Genomic DNA, 23,363 nt, shown 5'->3' with positions numbered 1-23,363 from the left:
GGGCTCATCGTGCGTCTCCCGAGGGTCGCGACCACCGGCGCCGGGGCCGGTGGTCGGGCTGAGGCGTGAGCGGGTCGTCCGCGACCGCCTTGGTCATGCTGTTCCGGCTCGCGCCGCTCCGGCCCACCCGTCGGACGGACCGCAGCGAGAACCGTGCCGCCATCCGCTTGCGCCAGGGGACCGACGCCCGCATCTGCGCGACCGCGGCCTCGATGCCGCCCCAGTATGCCTCGACGTCGACGTCGGTCGGCTCGCCCGTCCCGAAGACGGTCGCGTCGGCGTCGTGCGCGAGGGTCAGGGTGCCCGCCGACGGGTACGCGGCGTCGAGCGCCGTGCCCACCTCGCGTCGGGTCGCGCCGGCGGGCACCGGGTGCCCGAGGTCGACCGCGGCGTCGAGCACCTCGTGCCACCCGCCGGAGATCCGGTCCGCCGGGTCGCCCGCGCGGCGCCGCCGCAGCCGGCGGCGCGACTTGTAACCGAGGACGAGCGCGAACGGGAGCAGGATCAGCACGAGCGGGATCGCCACGGCCGCGCCGACCGCGACCGCGTGGCCCCAGTCGAACGGCGTGCCGTCCTGGTCCTTCTCCTTCTTCTTGTCGTCCTTCGCCTTGGCCGTGTCGGCCTGGTCGGGCTCCGACGGCGGCTCCGGGTCCTGCAGGACCGGCGGCTTGGGGACCTGTTGGCTGCGCGGCTGGGTCTGGACCTTGTTGTTCTCCTCGGGCACCGAGTCGAACGCGACCCAGCCCTTGCCCTGGAACGGGACCTCGACCCACGCGTGCACGTCGCTCCCGACCGCCGTGAAGTCGGTCCCGGCCTTCCAGCCGTCCTCCGCGTCGGGGTACACGCCCATGACCACGCGCGCCGGGATGCCGAGGGACTGCGCCATCAGCGAGTACGCGACCGCGAACTGCTCGTCGTCGCCGACCATCGTCTCGGCGCCGAGGAGGGTGTCGATGCGGTCCGCGGAGTGGCCGGGGCGCGACGCCGGCTGGTCGCCGATCCCGCTCGAGTACGTACCGCTCTTGAGCAGCGCGTCCCGCAGCCGCTGGAGCTGCGTGAGGGGATCGGTCGCGCCGCCGACGAACTGCTCCGCCTTGGCCTGGACCGACGGCGGGACGTTCGTGGGCTGCGGGAGCTCCACGTGCTGGATCGGGACGCCCTTGAGGTCGGCCTCCTTGGGCTGCGGCGACTCGACGGCCTGCACCGTGTAGGAGTCGCCGGCGCGCAGCTGGGCGGTCGTCAGCGCGGTCCCGGTGACGGCGTCGTAGTACGTGCCGTCCTCGAGCTCCTTGGCGCGGTCACCCCCGTACGAGATGCCCGTGAGCGCGCCCACGTCCGGGACCCACGGCCCGGCGTAGCCCTTGACCTGGACGTCCAGGGTCACCGGAGCGCCCGTCGCGTCGGACGCGACCTTCGCCCCGACGCGCACGAACGAGCCGGAGCTCTTGTCGTCGCTCGTCGCCGAGTAGACGACGCCGTCGTACGCGTCGAGCGTCGCGAGGCGGACCCGGGCACCGGCCGGCAGGCCGGAGACGGTGAGCAGCGCGTCGTCCTTCTCGTCCTTGACGTAGTGCCGGAACGCCGCGAGCGGCGTCACGTACTCGTGCAGGTCGGGCGGCGGGACGACGTCCTCGCGCAGGACCACGCGGCCGTGGTCGGGCGCGACGACCGGTCCGAGCGCGACCGCCGCGACGGCGGCGACGGCGAGCACGACGGCGCCCGTGCGGGCGCGGTGCACCGTCAGCCGGCGCAGGGCCTCCTCCGACGCCTCGGTGCTCGTCTCGCGGTCGCGCAGGCGCCCCTCGGTGGTCCGCCACGCGGACCACATCAGCGCCACGACGCCGAGCACGGTGCCCTGGACGACGGGGTGCGCGGCGACGATCGTGCCCAGCAGGATCGAGCCGACGAGCGCCGCGAGGACCGGGACCAGCGCCCAGACCGGGCGCTTGGCACGCCAGGCGATCGTGCCCGCGAGGACGCCCGCGAGGAGCAGCAGCACGAACGGGACGAGCGCGAGGTCGGGGAACGACGACAGGGGCGGCGCCGTCGTGACGAACGACTTCCACGAGAACACGGCGCCGCGCAGCAGGCCGCGCGCCGTCTCCGCGGTCGGGACGACGCCGGCGACGGTCGATCCGCCGAGCGCGAGCGCGCCGCCCGCGACGAAGTACACGACGATCGTCGCGGCGGCGACGGACAGCGTCGACCAGCGGAACGCGGCGCCGAGCCAGGCGACGAGCAGCCCGAGGGCCGCTCCTCCGACGGCGGGCGCCAGGTACCCGTGGCTCCCCCAGACCGGCTCGAAGCCGACGATCACCACGCCGAGCATGACGGCGAGCGCCGCCAGGTCGAGCATGCCGGCGCGCGTGCGGGCACGCGGGACCGCGTACTGCGGCTCGTCGTGGGGGAACCGGTCGCCGCGCGCCGCGCGCTGCGGGGCCTGGGCCTCGGCCGGGGCCGTGGACGTCGTGCGGCTCATGAGCCCGTCACCCGCCTCATCGCCGACGGGAGCTCCTCGAGCGAGCCGATCGTGAGGACGACGAGCTCCGCGATGTTGCGGCGCGCCGCGGACTCGCCGGGCACGCAGCGGACCGCGATGACCCGCACGTCCTGCGGGAGGCGCGCCGACGCGGCGCGGAGGTCGGCCGGGGGGACCCGGCTGCCGACGAGGACCGCGACGACGGACGCGTCCGCGACCGACTGCGAGGCGCCCCGCGCGAGCTGCGCGATGCCCTCCGCGAGCGACCGGGTCTGGACCCCGGCCAGGTCGTCGAGCAGGCGCGCGCGCGAGTCGCCGCGCAGCCGGGTGTCGTTGCTGAGCACCGTGAGGCCGCGGTCCTCGCGGATCGCCTGGAGGCCGAGCGAGCCGCAGACGCTCACCGCGAGCTCGAACTCGTCCGCGTGCGCGTAGTCCTCGGTGCGCGTCGACAGGATCACCGCGAGGTGCGAGCGCCGCGTCTCCTCGAACTGCCGCACCATGAGCTGGCCCGTCCGGGCCGTCGTCTTCCAGTGCACGTGGCGGCGGTCGTCGCCCGCCACGTAGTCGCGCAGCGCGTGGAACGACACGTCGGAGTTGGACAGGTCCTGGGTGGTCCGGCCCTCGAGGTCGCGCAGGAAGCCCGACGACGACCCCGTCAGCCCCGTGGTGCGGGGGTGGACGTAGAGCTGCTCCGCGTCCGTCCAGTCGACCTGGCGGCGCAGCAGCCCCAGCGGGTCGGCGCGCACCGAGCGGACCGGGCCGACGGGGATGACGGCGCGGCGCCGCGTCGGCACGGCGAACACGTCCTCGTGGACGCCCCCGGCGCGCAGGCGCGGGACGGGGAAGCTCGCTAGGCCGGCGCCCACCGGCAGCTCCATCACCGCGGGCAGCAGCGGCCGCGGCGTCGGGTTGCTCACCTGGATCCGCCCGACGGCGCGCTCCCCCACCACGACCCGGTGGCCAGCGAGGTCGAGGTCGACGGCGTACTGGAACCGTCCGAGGACGAAGACGACCGCCGCGAGGAGCACCACGGTGCCCACGAGCGCGAGCACCACGACCTCCGCCCAGTGGTAGCGCAGCCCCGCCCACCAGGCGAGCAGCGTCCCGATCGTGACCGTCCAGCCCAGCGGGCTCACGACGTCCGTCACGGGGCTCGCCCAGCGCGCGACGGTGCGCGCCGCCGGCGTGAGCGCCTCGACCACGGGCGCCACCGCGTCACGGACGGGCGCGAGCGCGCGCGCCACCCGTCTGGATCTCGTCCTCGTCATGCCTGCCATCCCCGCGACCTTCTCTTCCGACCGCTCAGACCGTCTGACGTTCCTGCGGCGCAGGCACGTCCGCGAGCACGCGCGCGAGGATGCCCTCCGCCGTCGTGCCCGTGAACTCCGCCTCGGGGTCGAGCACGATCCGGTGCGCCCAGACCGGCAGCGCGAGCTGCTTGACGTCGTCGGGCAGCACGTAGTTGCGGCCCTGGCTCGCGGCCCACACCTTGACCGCGCGCGCCATCGCGAGCGCGCCGCGGATGCTCACGCCGAGGCGCGCCTCCGGCACGCCGCGCGTCGCCTCCGTGATCCCGGCGATGTAGTCGAGGACGGCCGGGTCGACGTGCACCGTCGCCGCGAGGTCTGCCATCTCCGCCACGGCCTGCGTCGTCACGATCGGCGCCAGGGCCGCGGAACGGTCCCGCTGGGCCGAGCCCGCGAGGATCTCGACGGCGGCCGCACGGTCCGGGTAGCCCAGCGACGTCTTCATGAGGAAGCGGTCGAGCTGCGCCTCGGGCAGGCGGTACGTGCCGGCCTGCTCGATGGGGTTCTGCGTCGCGATGACCATGAACGGACGGCCCGCGGAGTGCGGCACGCCGTCGACCGTGACCCGGCCCTCCTCCATGACTTCCAGCAGCGCCGACTGGGTCTTCGGCGAGGCGCGGTTGATCTCGTCCGCGAGGACGATCGACGCGAACACCGGGCCGGGGTGGAAGTCGAACGCGCCGGTCTTCTGGTCGTAGATCGTCACGCCCGTGACGTCCGACGGCAGGAGGTCCGGCGTGAACTGGATGCGGCTGTGGCTGCCCTGGACCGACGCCGCGATCGCGCGCGCCAGCATCGTCTTGCCCGTGCCCGGCGCGTCCTCGAGGAGGACGTGGCCCTCCGCGAGCATGCACGTGAGCACCAGGCGCACGGTCGTCGGCTTGCCGAGGACGGCCTGGCCGACGTTGCCGGCGAGGCGGTCGAACGTCTGCGCGAACCACGCGGACTGCTCGGGTGTCATGGTCATCGTTCGGTCCTTGTCTTCTGGTCGTCTGGCGTCTGGAGGTGCGGGACGGCGTGACGCATCAGCTGCCGTTCCAGTAGGCGGGCGTCCCGCCGCCGCCCGAGGAGTTGGTCCCGACCAGAGCTCGCGTGTTCGAGTCCCAGTCGGCCTCGGTGCACAGGAGGGGCACCGAGCCGGTCACCGGCACGTTGTACGTGTGGCCGAACGACCACGTTCCACCGCTGTCGCCACACGCCACGTAGATGGTGCCCGCGCCCGAGAAGTTCTCGGTGTACAGCACGAGCCGCTTGCAGCTCGAGCTCGTGCAGTTGCCCTGCGGGGGCGAGTAGTTCAGGGTGCCGCCCTTCTGGATCCAGAGCTTCTGGACCGGAGGGGGCGGCGCGGCAGGGCTGTCGCTCGAGGACGCCTTGCCGGCGCTGCTCGTCTTCCCGTCCTTGGCGCCCTTGGTGGTCGCCGTGATCGAGACGGACTTCGAGTAGCCGACCGTGCCCGTAGTGACGGTGATCTTCTTGGTACCGCCCACCGCGACGGTGAACGACCCCGAGGCGGACCCCGTGACCGTGACCGTGGCCGACTGGCCGCTGTTGTTCGTGTACGACACGTCGAACGAGCCGGTGTACGACCCTCCCGAACCGGACCAGCCGTTCCAGGAGATCGAGGGCGACCCCACCGGCCCGTACGGCGCCGCACTTCCGCTGACGGTACTGCTCGCGTTGCTCTCGTCGACGCCGTCCACGGCCGGGACGGCGCGCACGTAGACGGTCGACGCCGTGCCGTTGCTGCCGCACGCGAACGTGTAGGAGGTGACGCTGGCGCCCCGGTCGGACCAGCTGCCGCTCCCGCACCGGACCTCGTAGTGGATCTCGCTTGCGGTGAGCCCGGCGCCGGTCGCCTTGCCCCACGTCGCCGTGACCTGCTTGTCGACACCTGTCGCGGCGACCTTGATGCTCGACGGCGCTCCCGGCTTGGCGAACGCCCGCACCGGCGAGGACGCCGGGCTCCACGGTGCATCGCCGAACTTGTCCGTGGCCTTGTTCTTGGCCCGGACCATGAACGTGTACCCCGTGGTGCTCGCACCGACCTCGATCGTGGCCGAGGTCGCAGAGCCTGCCGCCGTGACCGTCTTGCTGGTCGTCGAGCCCTGCACCACGGCGATGTCGTACCCGGAGATGTCGGCGCCGTTGTCGTTCGGCGTGCCCCAGGTGACCTTCATCTGGGACGTCGTCCCGATCGACGTGCGCGTGACGTCCGGCTTCGCGGGTGCGTCGGGCTTCCCCGCCGGGAACTCGGACGCCGAGGCGGCCGACCAGTCGGACGGCTTGTCCGCCTTGTTCACGGCCTGCACCTGCACCGTGTACGCGGTCCCGTTGGCGAGACCCTTCCACACCGTGGTCGTTCCGGTGACCCCGTCGATCTCGACGACCCCGCTCGCGGGCGCCGGAGAGATCAGCAGGTTCACGGACTGGATGGCCGAGCGGTCGCTGTAGGTCTGGTTCGCCCAGGACACGGTGAGCTCGCCGTCGCCGAACTCGAGCGTCGGCGCCGACGGCTGGTCGGGTCGCTGGTCGGGGCGCGCCGGGTCGGACTCCGGGGACGGCTCGGAGTCGGCCACCTCGTTGTGGGCGGTGACCGTGAACGTGTACTCCTGGTCGTTCGTCAGGCCCGTGATGGTGCAGGTCGTCGTCAGGCACTCCTGCGGCGGCGCGCCCGACGGCGTCACGGTGTAGTGGTCGATCTCCGCGCCGTTGTTGTTCGGCGGGGTCCACGACAGCGTCACCTGGTGCGACTCGATCGTCCCGATCTCCGGCTTGACCGGCGCGTCCGGACGACCCTGGACGGTCACGAGGACATGCCCCTCGACCTGGCGGTCCGGGTCCTTCGTCGCGTCCTGCACCGTGTACCGCAGGGCGATCTGCCCGTGGAAGTCTGCGCCGGGTGTGATCTGGACCTGGTTGTCCTTGACGACCGGTGTGCTGGCGTCGCTCTGCGTGTCCATCGTCACCGAGACGAGCGTCAGTGGCTTGCCCTCGACCGCGAACGGGTTCGTGTCGTTGTCGAGCACCGGGATCGTCAGAAGCTTGCCCTGCGGCGCCTTCTCGACGACGTCCTCGACGGCGACCGGGAGCGCCCGGTTGGAGGCGACGACGCTCACCGTGACCTTGCCCTCGACGTCGTGCCCCGCGTGGCCGTCGCCGACCGTGAACGGCACCGCCAGGGTGGTGCCCTTGGGCGTGTCGGAGTCGGCGACGACGTGGACGACCGAGCCGTCGATCGTGGCCTTGAGGCCGCGCGGGACGGCGCCGAGACGGTAGGTCAGCGGATCGTCGTCGAGGTCGGACGCGATCCCGGAGAGGTCTGCCTCCTGCCCGTCGGCGTCGCCGGTCCCGACCCGGACGGTCGGGCTGCCGGACAGCACCGGCGGCACGTTCTCCGGCGGCGTGACCTTGATCGGCACGGTGACGACGAGCGTGCGCCCCTTCGGATCGTCGGCCGTCTTCCCGTCGGTGATCTCGAACGACACGGAGGCGTTCCCGGCGAACCTGTCGTCGGAGACGAAGCGGATGGTGTGGGTGTCCAGGACGTCGCGCGAGCCGTTGACCGCCTTGACGTTCGACTCGGTCGTCAGGCGCGCGGTCAGGCCCTTGCCGACCTTCACCTGCTTGCGGACGTCGATGGTCAGCGGCTCGCCGCTCTTCACGGTGAGCGGCTGCACCGCGGGCCGCGGCGGCGTCGTGGCGGTCGGGTCCTTCTCGTCCGGGTCGTCAGGCTTGGCGACGGCACCCGGCAGCGCCGGCACCCACACGAACGCCTGGTCGGTGAGACCGTCCGGATCGGTGACCGTGTAGGGGAACACCTGGGCCTTGGAGGTGAGCGGGACGGAGATGCTCCCGTCCGGGCGAACGGTGACGCCCGGCTGCTGCGCCGTGACCTTCAGCGCGCTCGGCGAGCCGTCCGGGTCGGAGTCGTTCGCGAGGACGCCGACGAGCACCACCTTCTTGTCCGCCACGTCGGTGTCGGAGACGATGTCGTCCTGCGCGACGGGCGGCTGGAGCGGCGCCTGGCCGTCGACGGTCACGACGATGGTGCCCGTCGCCCGGCCCCCGCGCGTGTCGGCGACCGTGTAGTAGACCGCCCAGGTGCCCTTCTGCTCGGGTGCCGTGAACGCCACGAGGTTGCCCTCGCGCTTCGCGCTGATGCCGGGCGAGAGGCGCAGGTCGCCGGTGAGCGAGATCGCGTCGCCGTCCGGGTCGGAGTCGTTCTTGAGCGGTGCGACGCTCACCGTGCGCCCCGGCCGGACCGTGACCGTGTCGTTCACCGCCACGGGCGGCTGGTTGACGGTGGTCCGCGGGGCGATGCCGACGCGGATCGTGCCGACCGCGTCGAGGCCGCGCCGGTCGATGACCCGGTACTGGAACGAGTCCGTGCCCACCGAGCCCTCGCCCGCCGTGTAGACGATCGTGCCGGCGGTGACCTCGGCGGTCCCGAGCGACGGAGCCGATACCAGTCCGGTGAGCCGGACCGAGTCGCCGTCCGGGTCGACGCCGTCGAGCTTCGGGGCGATCGTCACGGTGCCGCCGCTGGTCGCCCGCGCCGTGATCGTCGGCGGGGCGGGCGGCGAGTTCTGCGTGTCGCCGAGCACGTGGATCGTGACCTGGGCGGAGTCTTCCTGCCCGTTCTTGTCCCGCACCCGGTAGATGAGGTAGGCCGTGCCGGGCTTCCCGGTCGCCTGGAAGCGCACGACGTCGTCAGAGACGAACGCTCGGCCCAGCGAGGCGGACGGCTCGCGCGCGAGCTTCTTCTGCAGGAGCAGCGCGAGACCGTCGGGGTGCGTGTCGTTGGTGAGCACGGGGATCGTCACGACGTCGCCGACGTGCACCGTCGCCTCGTCCGCGACGGCGTGCGGTGGGTGCAGCTTGTTCGGCGCCGGGATGGGGATCACCCGGACCTGGCCGGTCGCCGTGTCGGTGCCGTTCGAGACGGTGTAGTGGATGGTCACCGGCTCGTTGAGGTGACGCGCCTCTGCGATCCGCAGGACCGAGTGCCCCAGCACCGCCACGGTCACCGGGGCGTCCGCCGGGACGTCGACCGACTGCACGACGAGCACGCCGCCCGTCGGGTCGGAGTCGTTCGCGAGGACGTCGACGAGCGTCTGGCCGCCCGACGGGAGCAGCGCCGTGTCGGGGACCGCGACGGGCGGTCCCGCCTTCGTCTTCGGCGCGACCACGTCCACCCGGTAGACGCCCGTCGTCGCGGACGGGCCGTCGCTGAGCTGGTAGGTGCCGACGTACGAGCCGGGCTTGTCGGCGACGAGCTGGAACGACGCCGTCCCGTACGACGGGCTCACCTTGGCACCCGACGGCTGCGACACGCTGGCAAGGCGCAGCGCGTCGCCGTTCGCGTCGGTGTCGTTGCGCAGCGGGTAGATCGTGACGGGCTCGCCGGGGCGGGTCGTCGCATGGTCGCCCACCGCGACCGGCGGCTGGTTGCCCGACCCTTTGACGTCGACCCACAGCGTGCCGTGCGCCGTGCCGCCCATCCCGTCGCTCACGAGCAGCTCGACGGCCTTGCGGCCCGTGGAGGAGCCGGAGTCGCGATACTCCACCGTGCCGTCCGTCTGGTACCGGACCTCGTCGCCCTTGACCTTCGCCTCGGCGCCCCCGAGGAAGAGGTCGTCGCCGTCGGGGTCGCTGAAGAACGGCAGCACCTTGATGGTGGCCGTGCCGCCGCGGACGATCGTCAGCACCGGCTCGCCGGTCTGGTCCGGCTTGTGGTTGACGTCGTACGGAACGACCTTGAGCTGGACGGTCGCCGTGTCCTCGCCTCCGCGGCCGTCCGTCACCCGGTAACGGAACGTCGATGCGCCCTTCGACGTCTCGTCCGTCGTCGCGAGCAGCGCGTCGCCGCCCAGCACCTGCGAGACCACCGCGTTCGGCGGGCCGTCGCCCGCCACCTCCGCCGCAAGCACGTCGCCGTCCGGGTCGGTGTCGTTCATGAGGACGGGCAGCACGGTCGAACGGTCGGGGCGGACCCCGAACGTGTCGTCCTTGGCGACCGGGGGGTGGTTCTTCTCGGTGCGGTGCGTGATCGGCTTGTCGACCTGCTCCGGGGTGTCGTCGGCGGCGTCGGACGGATCGCCCTTCGCGTCCTCCGGGACCTTCTGCTCCCAGTCGTCGACCTTCTGGAACTCGTCGGCCGCCAGCCAGACCGTCCCGGCCGCCAGGTCGTTGAGGACGACGTTCGACCGGTTCACGCGGTACCGCAGGGTCGCCTCACCGCTCTCGATGTGCTGGTCGAGGTCGCGCATCGTCCCCGCGCAGTCGCGGACGACCTGCCCGGTGGTCGACCACGCCCCGTAGGTGCAGCCCCCGACCTGCACGGGCGCCGTCGGGCGGCCGGACGTCTCGTGCGTGACCGCCGCGGAGCCGTCGAGCGGCTGCGACACCAGGCCCGTGGTCGTCGCGTACGCGACCGTCGAGGAGTCCCCGCTCGGCTGCTGGAGGACCGCGTCGGCACCCGACACCGAGACCGCGCCGTCGCTCAGGTAGAGCTTCTGGGTGGTGGCGTCGAGGACGACGGGCGTGCTGCCGACCGCGGTCACGGAGAGCGCGTCGTTCGCGCCCACGCCCTTCAGATGGCGGCGGCCGACCTTCTGCGCGGTGCCCTGGTCCGTCGTGGTGATCGTCGTGAGCTGGCCCGAGGGGTCCGCCACGTGCACGGTGCCGTCCGTCCCGACGGCGAGCACGGCGCCCTTCTTCACGGTCGTCGCGGCAGGGGTCGTCTCGGGGTCGAACGAGGCCACGCCCGACGCCGGGAGCACCCACACCGTGCCCTTGTCCCCGTCCAGCACGGCCACCGCCGGGCCACCCAGCCCGACCTGGGCGTCGCCGGGCAGCTTCGCGGTGCCCTTGAGCTTGGCGCCCGCGACGTCGACGGGGCTCAGGGTCCCGAGGCTCGGGTCGTAGGCGAGCACGGTCTCGGCCTGCTGCAGCACGTCGACGGACGTGCCCGACGAGACGAGCGTCGCGTCGAGCGCCTGGGCAGCCGTGTTGAACCGGCCGAGCTCGGCGCCGGTGCCCCGGGTCACCCACACGCCGGAGTCGTTGAGGTCGACGTGGGCGGTCGCCTGACCGTCGTAGGTCAGCGCGAGCGCGATCATCGCGGTCGCGACGACCGACACCGTGCTCACGGAAACGACCGAGCGACGCCTGGCACCCAGGCTCTGAAGAATCCCCACTGCTTACCCTGTCGTTCGTGCGTGCGTCGGTCTGTGATCGGGCGCGAACGTCGTCTGCGTCACACCGGCAACACCGGCACCGATGGTACAGATCGCATCGTTGACCGGCGAAATGCCCGGGTCGCGGGGGTTCCGGTTCCGGCGGCGCGGTCGGCGCGTCAGTTCGGCCACGTGGTCGCGTCCTCCTTGTACGACACCCCGTCGACGATCACCCACGCGACGGCGCCGTTGTTGTGGCCGGCGACGCAACCCATCGTGGTCGTCTGCCCGGCGTTGAGCGTGACCTGCGAGCTGTGGCCCGCGACCGAGTGGTCCGCCCCGCCGTACGTCCACATGCACTCGACGGCGTGGCTCCCGCTCGGGAAGTCGGAGCTCGGCGTGACGTTGAACCGGTGGCAGACCGGGCCCGTGCAGCCGGAGACGTCCATCTGCGGGCCGCTCGAGACGACGACGTGCGGCTTGGTCGGTGACCCGGTGGCACAGGTCTGCTGCGAGGCGGCCGCGCCGCTCGTGGCCGTCACGGTGACGCAGAACCGGATCGAGCCCGGGTACGTGCCTCCGACGGCCTTCGACCCGGACTTCGCGGTCGTGTCGCCACTCACCGTGTAGTCGCGGCCGTTGCCGGACGTCGACCACGTGAACGTGACCTGGCCCGCCCCCGGGGTCGCCGTGACCTCGGGTGCCGGCAGCGGACCGTACGGCGTCGCGGTGGCCGGCGACGCCGGACCGGCGTTGCCCTCGTCGACACCCTCGACGTCCGGGACCGCGCGCACCTGGTAGGTGTACCTCGTCCCGTTGTCGCCGCACGAGACGGTCGCCTTCGTGGCGCCTGCGCCCGCGTCCGTCCAGCCGCCGCCGCAGGCGGTGTACTGGTACATGATCTCGTTCGCCCCGAGGCCGGGCGCGGACGCCGCGCCCCAGGTGAGCTCCACCTGGGAGTTGGCTCCGGTCGGCGAGGCAGCGAGCCCCGAGACCGAGCCGGGCGCCGCGAACGCGCGGATGGCGTCGGTGACGGGACTCCACTCGGCGTCGCCGAACTTCTCCGTCGCCTTGTTCTTGGCACGGACCCGGAACGTGTAGTTCGTGGTGTCGGCGCCGACGTCGACGGTCGCGCTGGTCGCGGACCCGCTCGCCGTGACGGTCTTGACGACGGTGCCGTTCTGCAGCGCCTGGACGTCGTAGCCCGAGAGCGCGCCACCGTTGTCGGACGGCGCCTCCCACGTGACCTGCATCTGCGACGTCGTGCCGAGCGACTTGCGCGCGACGGACGGCTTCGCGGGGGCTGCGGGCTTGCCCGCCGGCGTCTCGGTCGCGGACCACGCCCCCCAGTCCGACGGGTCCCGCGCGCCGTTGACGGCCTGGACCTGCACCTTGTACGCGACGCCGTTCTTCAGGCCCTTCCAGACCGTCGTCGTGCCGGTGATGCTGGGGAGCTGCGTGGCACCGTCCGGCGCCGCAGGCGAGATCTGCAGGTTCACCTTCTCGATGGCGGACCGGTCCGTGTAGGTCCGGTTCGTCCACGTGACCGTGAGCTCGCCGTCGCCGAACTCGAGCGTCGGGGCGTCCGGCGCGTCGGGACGCTCGTCGGGGCGGGCGGTGTCGGACGCCGGGGACGGCTCCGAGTCGCCCGCCGCGTTCGTCGCGACGACGGTGAACGTGTAGTCCTGGTCGTTCGTCAGGCCCGTGATCGTGCACGTCGTCGTGACGCACTTCTGCGGCGCGCCCGACGACGGCGTCACCGTGTACGAGGTGATGTCCGCGCCGTTGTTGTTCGGCGGGCTCCACGACAACGTCACCTGGTGCGACTCGATCGTGCCGACCTCGGGCTTGGCGGGCGCGTCCGGGTGTCCCTGGACCGTGACGAGCACCTGGCCGTCGACCTGGCGGTCGGGATCCTTGGTGGCGTCCTGGATCGTGTAGCGCAGCGCGATCTGGCCGTGGAAGTCGGCGTCCGGCGTGACGACGACCTCGTCACCCCGCACGACGGGGTGGCTCGCGCTGCCCGACTCCAGCACGACCGCCGTGAGCGTGAGCGGCGTGCCGTCGTCAGCGAACGGGTTCACGTCGTTCGCCAGGACCGGGATCGCGAGCTCCTGGCCTGCGAGGGCCTCGGGGACGTCGTCCTCGACCGCGACCGGCACGTGCCGGCCCGACGCCACCACCGCGACGTGGACCTGCCCCTCGACCGCCGGGTTGTGCCCGTCGGAGACCGTCACGGCGACGGTCCCGTCCGAGCCCTTCGCGAGCGACGGGTCCGCGGTCACGGACAGCATGCCGTCGGCGTCGACCTCGGCGTGCAGGCCCGAGGACGCCTTCGTGACCGTGAAGGTCAGGTCGTCGCCGTCCGGGTCCGTCACGACGCCCGCGAGGTCGGACTTGCCCGGCTCGGAGTCGCCCTGCCCGACGTCGACCGAGGGCGCGCCGGAGAACACGGGCGGCAGGTTCTCGGGCGACGTCACCGTGATCGGCACCGTCAGCGTCGCGACGTGCCCCTTCGGGTCGCCCGGACCGGTGCCGTCGGTCACCTCGAAGCCGAGGCTCGCCCGCCCGACGAACTTCGCGTCGGAGGTGAAGGTGATCCGGTGGACGTCGGTGACGACCCGGGTCCCGTTGACCGCCTTGACCTTCGCGTCCGTCGTGAGGCGCGGCGTCCTGCCGTCCGCGACGCGCACGAGCGACCGGATGTCGATCTTGAGCGGCTCGCCGCTGCGGACTGTGAGCGAGGGCGCGTCGGCGCGGAGGGTCGGCACGTCCGTCTGGATGGCCGGCACCCACACGAAGGCCGAGCCGGTCAGCCCGTCCGGGTCGGTGACCGTGTACCGGAACACCTGGTCCGCGTCGGTCAGCGGCACGCTCAGCACGCCGTCGTCGCCGACGGCCACGCCGGGCTGGGCCGTCGTGACGGTCAGCGTGCTCGCGGCGCCGTCGGGGTCGGAGTCGTTCGCGAGGACGGGCACCGCGACCGACGTCTTGCCCACGACGTCGGCGCCGGAGACGACGTCGTCCTTGGCGACGGGAGCCCGGAGCGGCGCCTTCCCGTCGACCGTCACGACGATCGCGCCGGAGGCCCGCGCGCCGTGCGTGTCCTGGATCGTGTAGAAGATCGACGACGTGCCGGCCTTGTCGGGCGCGGTGAGCACCACGAGGTTCCCCTTCGTCCCGGCCTTGAGCCCCTCCGGGGCCTGCAGCGTCGAGACGAGCGAGATGCGGTCGCCGTCGGGGTCGGAGTCGTTCGTGAGCGGCGCCACGGACACGGCCCGCCCGGGACGGACCGTCACGGCGTCGTCGACGGCGACGGGCGGCTGGTTGGTCGACGGCGGCGGCGCGATGCCGACGCGGACGGTTCCCGTGGCCTGCTGGCCGCGCCGGTCCTCCACCTCGTACTGGAAGGTGTCGGTCCCCGTGGACGTCTTCGCGGCCGTGTAGACGATCGTGCCGGCCGTGACCTTGGCAGCCCCCTTCGACGCGGGCGAGCCGATGCCGGTGAGGCGCACCGAGTCACCGTCGGGGTCGGTCCCGTCGAGCGGCGGCGTGATGGTGACCGAGCCGCCCGAGATGGTCCGCGCGAGGATCGTCGGCGGCTTCGGCGGCGAGTTCTCGGCGGCACCGAGGACGTGCACCGTCACCTGGGCGGAGTCCTCCTGGCCGTTCTTGTCCCGCACCCGGTAGATGAGGTAGGCCGTTCCGGGCTTCGCGCCGGCCTGGAAGCGCACCACCTGGTCCGAGACGAACGCGGTGCCCAGCGACGCCGCGGGCTCGCGCGCGAGCTTGGGCTGGAGCAGCAGCGCGAGCCCGTCGGGATGGGTGTCGTTCGCGAGCACCGGGATCGTGACGACGTCACCGACGTGCACCGTCGCCTCGTCGGCCGTCGCGTTCGGCGCGTGGAGACGGTTCGGCGGCGGCACCCGCACGACACGCACCTGCCCGACGGCGGAGTCCGTCCCGTTGGAGACCGTGTAGTGGACGGTCACGGGCTTCTCGACGTTCCGGGTCTCGGTGATCCGCAGCACCGAGTGGCCGAGGACCGCCACCGTGACGCCCGCGCCGTCGGGGACGTCCACGGACTGCACGACGAGCACGCCGCCTGCCGGGTCGGAGTCGTTCGCGAGGACGTCGACGAGCACCTGCCCGCCCGACGGCAGCAGCGCGGTGTCCGGGACCGCGACAGGAGGCCCCGACGCCTTGCCCGGGTCGACGACGTCCACGCGGTAGACACCCGTGGTCGCCGCCGGGCCGTCGCTGACCTGGTACGTCCCGACGTAGGAACCCGGCCGGTCGGCGACCAGCTGGAACGACCCGGCGTCGTAGTTGGGCGTGACCTTGGCCCCGGACGGCTGCTCGACCGTCGCGAGGCGCAGGCTGTCGCCGTTGGGGTCGGTGTCGTTGCGCAGCGGGTACACGGTGACCGGCTGCCCCGGCTGCGTGACGGCGTGGTCGCCCACCGCGACGGGCGGTTGGTTGCCGGCGCCCTTCACCTCGACCCACAGCGTGCCCTCGGTGGTCCCGCCGAGGCCGTCGGAGACGGTGACCGAGACGGCCTTGCGCCCGGTGGTCGCCCCCGCGTCGCGGAACTCGACGGTGCCGTCGCGCTCGAAGCGCACCTCGTCGCCCTTGGTCTTCGCCGTCGCGTCCGCGAGGTACAGGTCGTCGCCGTCGGGGTCGCGGAAGTACGGCAGGACCTTGATGGTGCCCGTGCCCCCGCGCACGATCGTGAGGACCGGCTCGCCCGTCTGGTCGGGCTTCCTGTTGGAGCTGTACGGGACGACCGTCAACCGGACGCTGGCGGTGTCCGAGCCCCCGCGCCCGTCGGTGACCCGGTACCGGAACGCCGAGGTCCCCGCGCCCGCGTCGTCCGTCGTGGCGAGGAGCGCGTCGCCGCCCATCACCTGCGAGACGGTGGCGTTGTCCGGACCGCGCCCGTCGAGCTGGGCCGCGAGCACGTCCCCGTCGGGGTCGGTGTCGTTCGACAGCACCGGCAGCACCGTCGACCGCCCGGGGCGGACGCCGAACCGATCGTCCTTGGCGACGGGCGGCCGGTTCTTCTCCGTGCGGTGCGTGATCGGCTTGTCGACCTGCTCCGGCTTGTCGTCCTTCGCGTCCGACTGCTCGCCCTTCGCGTTCTCCGGGACCTTCTGCTCCCAGTCGTCCACCTTCTGGAACTGGTCCGCGGCCAGCCACACCGTGCCCGACGCGAGGTCGTTGAGGACGACGTTCGACCGGTTCACGCGGTACCGCAGCGTCGACGCCGAGTCCAGCCCCGCGAGGTGCTGGTCGAGGTCGCGAGCGGTCCCGGCGCAGTCCCGGATCACCTGGCCGGTGCCCGACCACGCCCCGTACGTGCAGCCCCCTACCTGAAGAGGCGCCGCCGGACGCCCCTGGGCGGCGTGCGTCGTCGCCGACGAGCCGTCGAGCGGCTGCAGGAGGAGCCCCGCCGTGGTCGCGTAGGCGACCGCGGACGACGTGCCGCCCGGCTGCTGCAGCACCGGGTCGGTCCCCTCGACGGCCACGCTGTGCCCGGGCAGGTAGAGCGTCGACGACGTCACGTCGAGGACGATCCCGTGCGACCCGACCGCCGTGACCGAGAGGACGTCGCCCGGCGACACGCCGTCGAGGTGGTCGCGCGAGACGTGCTGCGCCGTGCCGTCGGCCGTCGTCGTGATGGTGAGGACCGTGCCCGACGGGTCCGCCACGTGCACCGTGCCGTCGGGACCGACCGCGAGCGCGCCGCCCTTCTTCACGGTGGCGACCGGCTCGGTGACGTCCTGGTCGAACGACGCGACGCCCTCCGCAGGCAGGACCCAGACACGCCCCTTCTCGGTGTCCAGTACGGCGGCCGCGGCGGCTCCCAGCCCGACCTGGGCGTCGGCAGGCAGCTTGGCCGTGCCCTTGAGCTTCGAGTCGGCGACGTCCACCGGGCTCAGCGTCCCGAGGCTCGGGTCGAACGCGAGGACCGTGGTCCCCTCCTGCAGCACGTCCGCCGACGTCCCCGACGAGACGAGGGTGGCGTCCAGCGCCTGCGCGGCCGTGTTGAAGCGCCCGAGCTCGGCCCCCGTCGCGCGGGTCACCCAGACGCCCGAGTCGTTCAGCTCGACCTTGGCCGTCGGCTCACCGTCGTACGCCAGCGCCAGCGCCACCATGGCGGTCGACACCACGGAGACCGTGCTCACGGACGCGACGGTCTTGCGCCGCGCGGAGAGGTACTGGAGGAGCCCCACGGTGTCGTCCTGCGTTCTTCGGTCGGCGGCCGTCAGGCCGACGAGAGGAGGTGTCGAGAAGCCGGACGGCTAGCTCCAGTTGATCGTCGGCGTCGTGCCGATGGGGCTGGCGACGATGTAGAAGCTGCCTCCCGGCTGCCCCCAGACGCACAGCTGGTCGCCCGAGTAGCTGCCCTTGCTGTCGGTCTTGAGCGACTTCCCCGAGGTGTCGTGGTTGTAGCCGCCCGAGCCGATCATCGAGCCGCCGCCGTAGCAGGTGACCGTGAACGACTTGTTGGCCTCAGCGCCCGTGATCGTGAGGTGGCCCCACGCGCACGAGTCGTTGCCGCAGTCGCCAGGCGTGCCGATGCTGTCCGGCAGCTTGTGCGTGGCGCCCGGGCTCGCCTTGAGCACCGGCGCTGGCTTCTTGCCCGACGTGTCGCTCGCGCAGGCCGAGTTCGGCGAGCCCTTCTTCGGCGTCACGGTGACGCAGATCTTCACCGTCTTCGAGTAGCCGACGGTGTACGACTTCGACCCGCTCTTGGCCGTGGAGCTGGCGCTCGCGGCACCGCTGATGGTGACCTTGGCCGCGTAGCCGATCCCGTTGCCCGACGTCGACCACGACACGGAGACCTTCTGGCCGCTGCCCGCCGCGCTCACCTTCGGCTTGGCGATCGGGCCGTACGGCGTCGCCGTCGCCGACGTGGCCGGACCGGCGTTCGCCTCGTCGAGCCCGTCGACGTTGGGCACCGCGCGCACCTTATAGGTGTACTTCGTCCCGTTGCTGCCGCACTTGACGGTCACGCTCGTGGCGCCCGGCGAGCCCGCCTTGGTCCAGCCGCCGCCGCACGCGGAGTACTGGTACTGGATCTCGCCTGCCTGCAGCCCCGTCGCCGTGGCCCTGCCCCAGGTCAGCGTGACCGTGCTGTTGGCACCGGTCGCGGCCGCTGCCAGGCTCGAGACGGCGCTCGGCTTCGCGAACGCGCGCACCGCCGCGGTCTGCGGGCTCCACGGCGCGGCGCCGAACTTCTCGGTCGCCTTGTTCTTCGCGCGCACCTTGAACGTGTAGTTCGTGGTGTTCGCGTCGACGCCGATCGTGACGCTCGTCGCCGAGCCCCCCGCCGTCACGTTCTTCACGGGGTTGCCGCCGCGCAGCACCTGGATGTCGTACCCGGTGATCTCGGCGCCGTGGTCGGCGGGCGGGGCCCACGTGACCTTCATCTGCGACGTCGAGCCGATCGACGTCCGCGTGACGCTCGGCTTGCCCGGGGCGTCCGGCTTGCCGGCCGGGACCATCGCCGCCGACGGCGCGGACCAGTCGGACGGGTCCGGGGCCTTGTTCACGGCCTGGACCGACACGGTGTAGGACACGCCGTTCGCGAGGCCCTTCCACACCGTCGTCGTGCCGGTGACACCCTGCAGCTCCGTGGTCCCGTCCGGGGCCGCCGGGGAGATCCGCAGGTTGACCGACTCGATGGCCGAGCGGTCCGAGTAGGCCTTGTTGGCCCAGTGCACGGTGAGCTGACCGTCGCCGAACTCGAGCGTCGGGGCCGCCGGCCGGTCGGGACGCGCGTCGGGGCGCGCCGGGTCCGACTCGGGCGACGCCTCCGACGGGCCGACCGAGTTGTTCGCGACGACCGTGAACGTGTACTCGGTGTCGTTGGTCAGGCCGGTGATGGTGCACGTCGTCGTGGCGCACTGCTGCGCCGCTCCCCCGGACGGCGTGACGGTGTACGACGTGATGTCGGCGCCGTTGTTGTTCGGCGGGCTCCACGACAGCGTCACCTGGTGCGACTCGATGGTCCCGATCTCGGGCTTGGCGGGCGCGTCGGGCCGGCCCTGCACGGTCACGAGGACCGTGCCCTCGACCTCGCGGTCCGGGTCCTTGGTCGCGTCCTGGATCGCGTACCGCAGCGCGACCTGGCCGTGGAAGTCGGCGCCCGGCGTCACGACGAGCTTGCCGCCGCGGATGACGGGCTGGCTCGCGTCGCCGCTCTCCACGCTCGCGGACACGATGGTGAGCGCCTTGCCCTCGTCCGCGAACGGGTTGGTGTCGTTCGCGAGCACGTCGATCGTCACCGGCTTGCCCTGCGCCGCCTTCTCGACGACGTCCTCGGTGGCGACCGGCAGGTGCCGCGTCGACGCGGTGACCGCCACCTGGACGGTGCCGGGGACGGGCTTGTGGCCGGGCTTGCCGTCCGTCACCGTGACCGGGACCTCCAGGCGGGTGCCCTTCGCCGTGTCCGGGTCGGCGACGACGTGCATGGTGCCGCCGTCGGTCGTGACCTTGATCCCGGCCGGGACGCGCCCGACCTTGAAGCTGAGCGGGTCGTCGTCCACGTCCGTCGCAAAGCTCGACAGGTCGACGTCGCCGCCCTTCGTGTCCCCCGCGCCGACCGACACGGTCGGCGTGCCCGTGAACTTCGGGGCCTCGTTGGCGGGCGCCGTGACCTTGATCGGGACGGTCAGGGTCGCGACGTGCCCCTGGGGGTCGCCGGCCCCCTTGCCGTCGGTCACCTCGAAGCTCAGGCTCGCCTGCCCGACGAACCGGTCGTCCGAGACGAACGTGACCGTGTGCGTGTCGACGACGTCGCGCGACCCGTTGACGGCCTTGACCTTGGCCTCCTCGGTGAGCTGCGGCGTCTTGCCGTCGGCGACGCGCACCTGGTCGCGGATGTCGACCTTGAGCGTCTCGCCGCTGCGGACCGTGAGCGGCTTGGCGTCCGGTCGGAGGGTCGGCTCGTCGACCTGCAGCGCCGGAACCCACACGAAGGCGGAGTCGGTGAGCCCGTCGGGGTCGGTGACCGTGTAGCGGAAGACCTGCTCGTCCTCGGTGAGCGGCACGCGGACGACGCCGTCCTTGCCCACCGTGACACCGCGCTGGGCGGTCGTCACGGTCAGGGCGCTCGCCGCGCCGTCGGGGTCGGAGTCGTTCGCGAGCACGGGCACGGAGACCGCCGTCTTCCCGACGACGTCCGAGCCGGAGACGATGTCGTCCTTCGCGACCGGCGGCTTCAGCGGGGCCTTCGAGTCCACCGTCACGACGATCGCGCCGGTGGCGCGCGCGCCGCGGGCGTCCTGGATCGTGTAGAAGATCGTCGTCGTGCCCTGCTCCTCGGGCGCGGTGAACGCGACGAGGCTGCCCTCGGTCCGGGCCTTGAGCCCGTCCTGCGTCTCGAGCGTCGAGGTCAGCGAGATCCGGTCGCCGTCGGGGTCGGAGTCGTTGGCCAGCGGGGCGACCGAGACCGCGCGCCCGGGCCTGACGGTGACCGTGTCGTCGGCGGCGATCGGCGGCTGGTTCGTGGTCGGCGGCGGGGCGACGCCCACCCGGATGACGCCCGTCGCCGTCTGGCCACGCCGGTCCTGGACCGTGTACTGGAACGTGTCGGTGCCGGTCGCGCTCTTGGCGGCCGTGTAGACGATGGTGCCGGCCGTGACCTTCGCGGTGCCCATCGACGGCGCGGAGCCGATGCCGGTGAGGCGCACCGAGTCGCCGTCGGGGTCGACGCCGTCGAGCTTGGGCGTGATCGTGACCGACCCGCCCGAGATCGTGCGCGCGACGACCGTCGGCGGCTTGGGCGGCGAGTTCTCCGCGCCGTCGAGCACGTGGACGGTCACCTGGGCGGAGTCCTCCTGCCCGTTCTTGTCGCGCACCCGGTAGATGAGGTAGGCCGTGCCGGCCTTCTTGGCGGCCTGGAACCGGACCACCTGGCCGGACACGAACGCGCTGCCGAGCGACGCGGCCGGCTGGCGCGCGAGCTTGGGCTGCAGGAACAGGTCGAGACCGTCGGGGTGCGTGTCGTTCGCGAGCACGGGGATGGTCACGACGTCGCCCACATGGACGTCCACCTGGTCGGCGGCGGCGTTCGGCGGGTGCAGCTTGTTCGGCGGCGGGACGGAGATCACGCGCACCTGGCCGACGGCCGAGTCGATGCCGTTCGACACCGTGTAGTGGAGCGTCACCGGCTCCTCGAGGTGCCGCGTCTCGGTGATCCGCAGCACGGAGTGCCCGAGGACCGCGACCGTGATGCCCGCGTCGTCGGGCACGTCCACGGACTGGGCCACCAGGACGCCGCCCGCCGGGTCGGAGTCGTTGGCGGTGACGTCGACGAGCGTCTGCCCTCCCGACGGCAGCAGCCCCGTGTCGGGCACCGCGACGGGAGGCCCGCTCGCCGCGTCGGGGTCCACGACGTCCACGCGGTACACGCCCGTGGTCGCGGACGGCCCGTCGCTGACCTGGTACGTCCCGACGTACGAGCCGGGCTTGGCGGCCGTGAACTGGATGGTGCCCGCGGCGTCGTTGCTCGTCACCTGGCTGCCGGCGGGCTGCGACTTCGAGGCGAGGCGGAGCGTGTCGCCGTTCGGGTCGGAGTCGTTGCGCAGCAGGTTCAGGGTGACCGGCTGGCCGGGCTGGGTCGTGGCGTGGTCGCCCACGGCCAGCGGCTTCTCGTTCGCCTCGCCCTTCACCTCGACCCAGAGCGTGCCCGTGACGTTCCCGCCGAGGCCGTCCGCGACCGAGACCGACACGGCCTTGCGACCGGTCGCCGAGCCCGCGTCGCGGTACTCGACCGTCCCGTCCGCCTCGAAGCGGACCTCGTCGCCCTTGGTCTTCGCCGTCGCGTCCGCGAGGTACAGGTCGTCGCCGTCGGGGTCGCGGAAGTACGGCAGCACCTTGATCTTCCCGGTGCCGCCGCGCGCGATCTGGAGCACCGGCTCGCCGGTCTGCTCGGGGTTGCGGTCCTTGGCGCTGTACGGGACGACGGTCAGGTGCACCTGGGCCGTCGCGGTCCCGTTCGGGCGTCCGTCCGTGACCTTGTAGCGGAAGGTCGACGTGCTCGCCTTCGCGTCGTCCTCGGTGGTCGCGAGCAGCGCGTCGCCGCCCATGACCTGCGAGACGGCGGCGTTGTCCGGCCCGCGCCCGTCGACCTGGGCGGCGAGCACGTCGCCGTCCGGGTCCGTGTCGTTCGCCAGCACGGGCAGGACGGTCGACCGGCCGGGGCGCACGCCGAAGCTGTCGTCCTTCGCGATCGGCGGGTGGTTCTCCTCCGACCGGTTCGTGATCGGCTTGTCGACCTGCTCGGGCTTGGTGTTCTTCGCGTCGGTCGGCTCGCCCTTCGCGTTCTGCGGGACCTTCTGCTCCCAGTCGTCGACCTTCTGGAACTGGTCCGCGGCCAGCCACACCGTGCCCGAGGCGAGGTCGTTGAGGACGACGTTCGACCGGTTCACCCGGTAGCGCAGCGTCGACGCCGAGTCCAGGCCCGCGAGGTGCTGGTCGAGGTCGCGCGTGGTGCCCTCGCAGTCGCGGATCACCTGCCCGGTCCCGGACCAGGCCCCGTACGTGCAGCCCCCGACCTGCACCGGAGCGGCGGGCCGCCCCGACGCCTCGTGGACCTGCGGCTTCGAGCCGTCGAGCGGCTGGGAGACCAGACCGTGGGTGGTCGCGTACGCCACGTCGGACGACGAGCCGCCGGCCTGCTGCAGCACCGGGTCCGTGCCGTCCACCTTCTCGGTGCCGCCGGGCAGGTACAGGGTCGACGTCGTCACGTCGAGGACGACCGCGCTGTCGCCGACCGCCGTCACCTGGAGCGTGTCCGTCGCGGACATCCCCTTGAGGTGCCGCCGGGACGTGTGCGCGGCGGTGCCCTCGTCGGTCGTCGTGATCGTCGTGAGCGTGCCCGACGGGTCCGCGACGTGCACGGTCCCGTCCTGGCCGACCGCGAGCGCGCCGCCCTTCTTCACGGTGAGGACGGCCTCGGTGACCTCCTCGTCGAACGACGCGACGCCCACCGCCGGCACGACCCAGACGCGCCCCTTCACGGTGTCGAGGATCGCGGTCGCCGCGCCGCCCAGCCCCGCCTGCGCGTCGGCCGGGAGCTTGGCGCTGCCCTTGAGCTTCGCGTCCGCGACGTCGACGGGGCTCAGGATGCCGAGGCCGGGGTCGAACGAGAGGACCGTCGTGCCCTGCTGGAGCACGTCCGCGGACGTGCCGGACGACAGCAGCGTCGCGTCGAGCGCCTGCGCCGCCGTGTTGAACCGCCCGAGCTCGCCGCTGCCGCGGGTCACCCAGACACCGGAGTCGTTGAGGTCGACCTTCGCGGTCGGCTCGCCGTCGTAGGTGAGCGCCAGCGCGACCATCGCGGTCGACACCACGGAGACCGTGCTCACGGATGCCACGGTCTTGCGT

Annotated in this window: 6 protein-coding genes; all 6 read right to left on the bottom strand. The window is 72.6% G+C overall.

Going from position 1 to position 23,363, the window contains the following annotated elements; translation table 11 throughout:
- Window positions 1–4 precede the first annotated feature (4 nt).
- Window positions 5–2,479 (bottom strand): transglutaminaseTgpA domain-containing protein, encoded by a 2,475-nt coding sequence (locus ACLQ14_RS12520; protein WP_425813441.1) that lies wholly within the window; start codon window positions 2,477–2,479, stop codon window positions 5–7.
- Window positions 2,476–3,747 carry a DUF58 domain-containing protein gene (locus tag ACLQ14_RS12515; protein ID WP_425813439.1) on the bottom strand — a complete coding sequence of 424 codons (1,272 nt, stop codon included), beginning with the start codon at window positions 3,745–3,747 and terminating at the stop codon, window positions 2,476–2,478. Before ACLQ14_RS12515 ends, ACLQ14_RS12520 begins: the two co-directional genes overlap by 4 nt.
- 34 nt (window positions 3,748–3,781) lie before the next feature.
- Window positions 3,782–4,753, bottom strand: a complete 972-nt coding sequence (locus tag ACLQ14_RS12510; RefSeq protein ID WP_425813437.1) for an AAA family ATPase — start codon at window positions 4,751–4,753, stop codon at window positions 3,782–3,784.
- 58 nt (window positions 4,754–4,811) lie between these two features.
- Window positions 4,812–10,937, bottom strand: coding sequence for an Ig-like domain-containing protein (locus tag ACLQ14_RS12505; RefSeq protein WP_425813435.1), 6,126 nt, complete (start codon window positions 10,935–10,937; stop codon window positions 4,812–4,814).
- Between the two features lie 206 nt (window positions 10,938–11,143).
- Window positions 11,144–17,200: an Ig-like domain-containing protein gene (locus ACLQ14_RS12500; protein WP_425813433.1), complete on the bottom strand. Its 6,057-nt coding sequence runs from the start codon at window positions 17,198–17,200 to the stop codon at window positions 11,144–11,146.
- A 69-nt stretch (window positions 17,201–17,269) separates the two neighbouring features.
- Window positions 17,270–23,344 carry an Ig-like domain-containing protein gene (locus ACLQ14_RS12495; RefSeq protein WP_425813431.1) on the bottom strand — a complete coding sequence of 2,025 codons (6,075 nt, stop codon included), beginning with the start codon at window positions 23,342–23,344 and terminating at the stop codon, window positions 17,270–17,272.
- Between the last annotated feature and the right edge of the window lie 19 nt (window positions 23,345–23,363).

The sequence above is a fragment of the Luteimicrobium sp. DT211 genome, assembly GCF_049844995.1.
Taxonomy (GTDB): Bacteria; Actinomycetota; Actinomycetes; order Actinomycetales; family Cellulomonadaceae; genus Luteimicrobium.
Note: the sequence above shows the minus strand (reverse complement) of the source record. Positions and strands in the feature narration are given on the sequence as shown.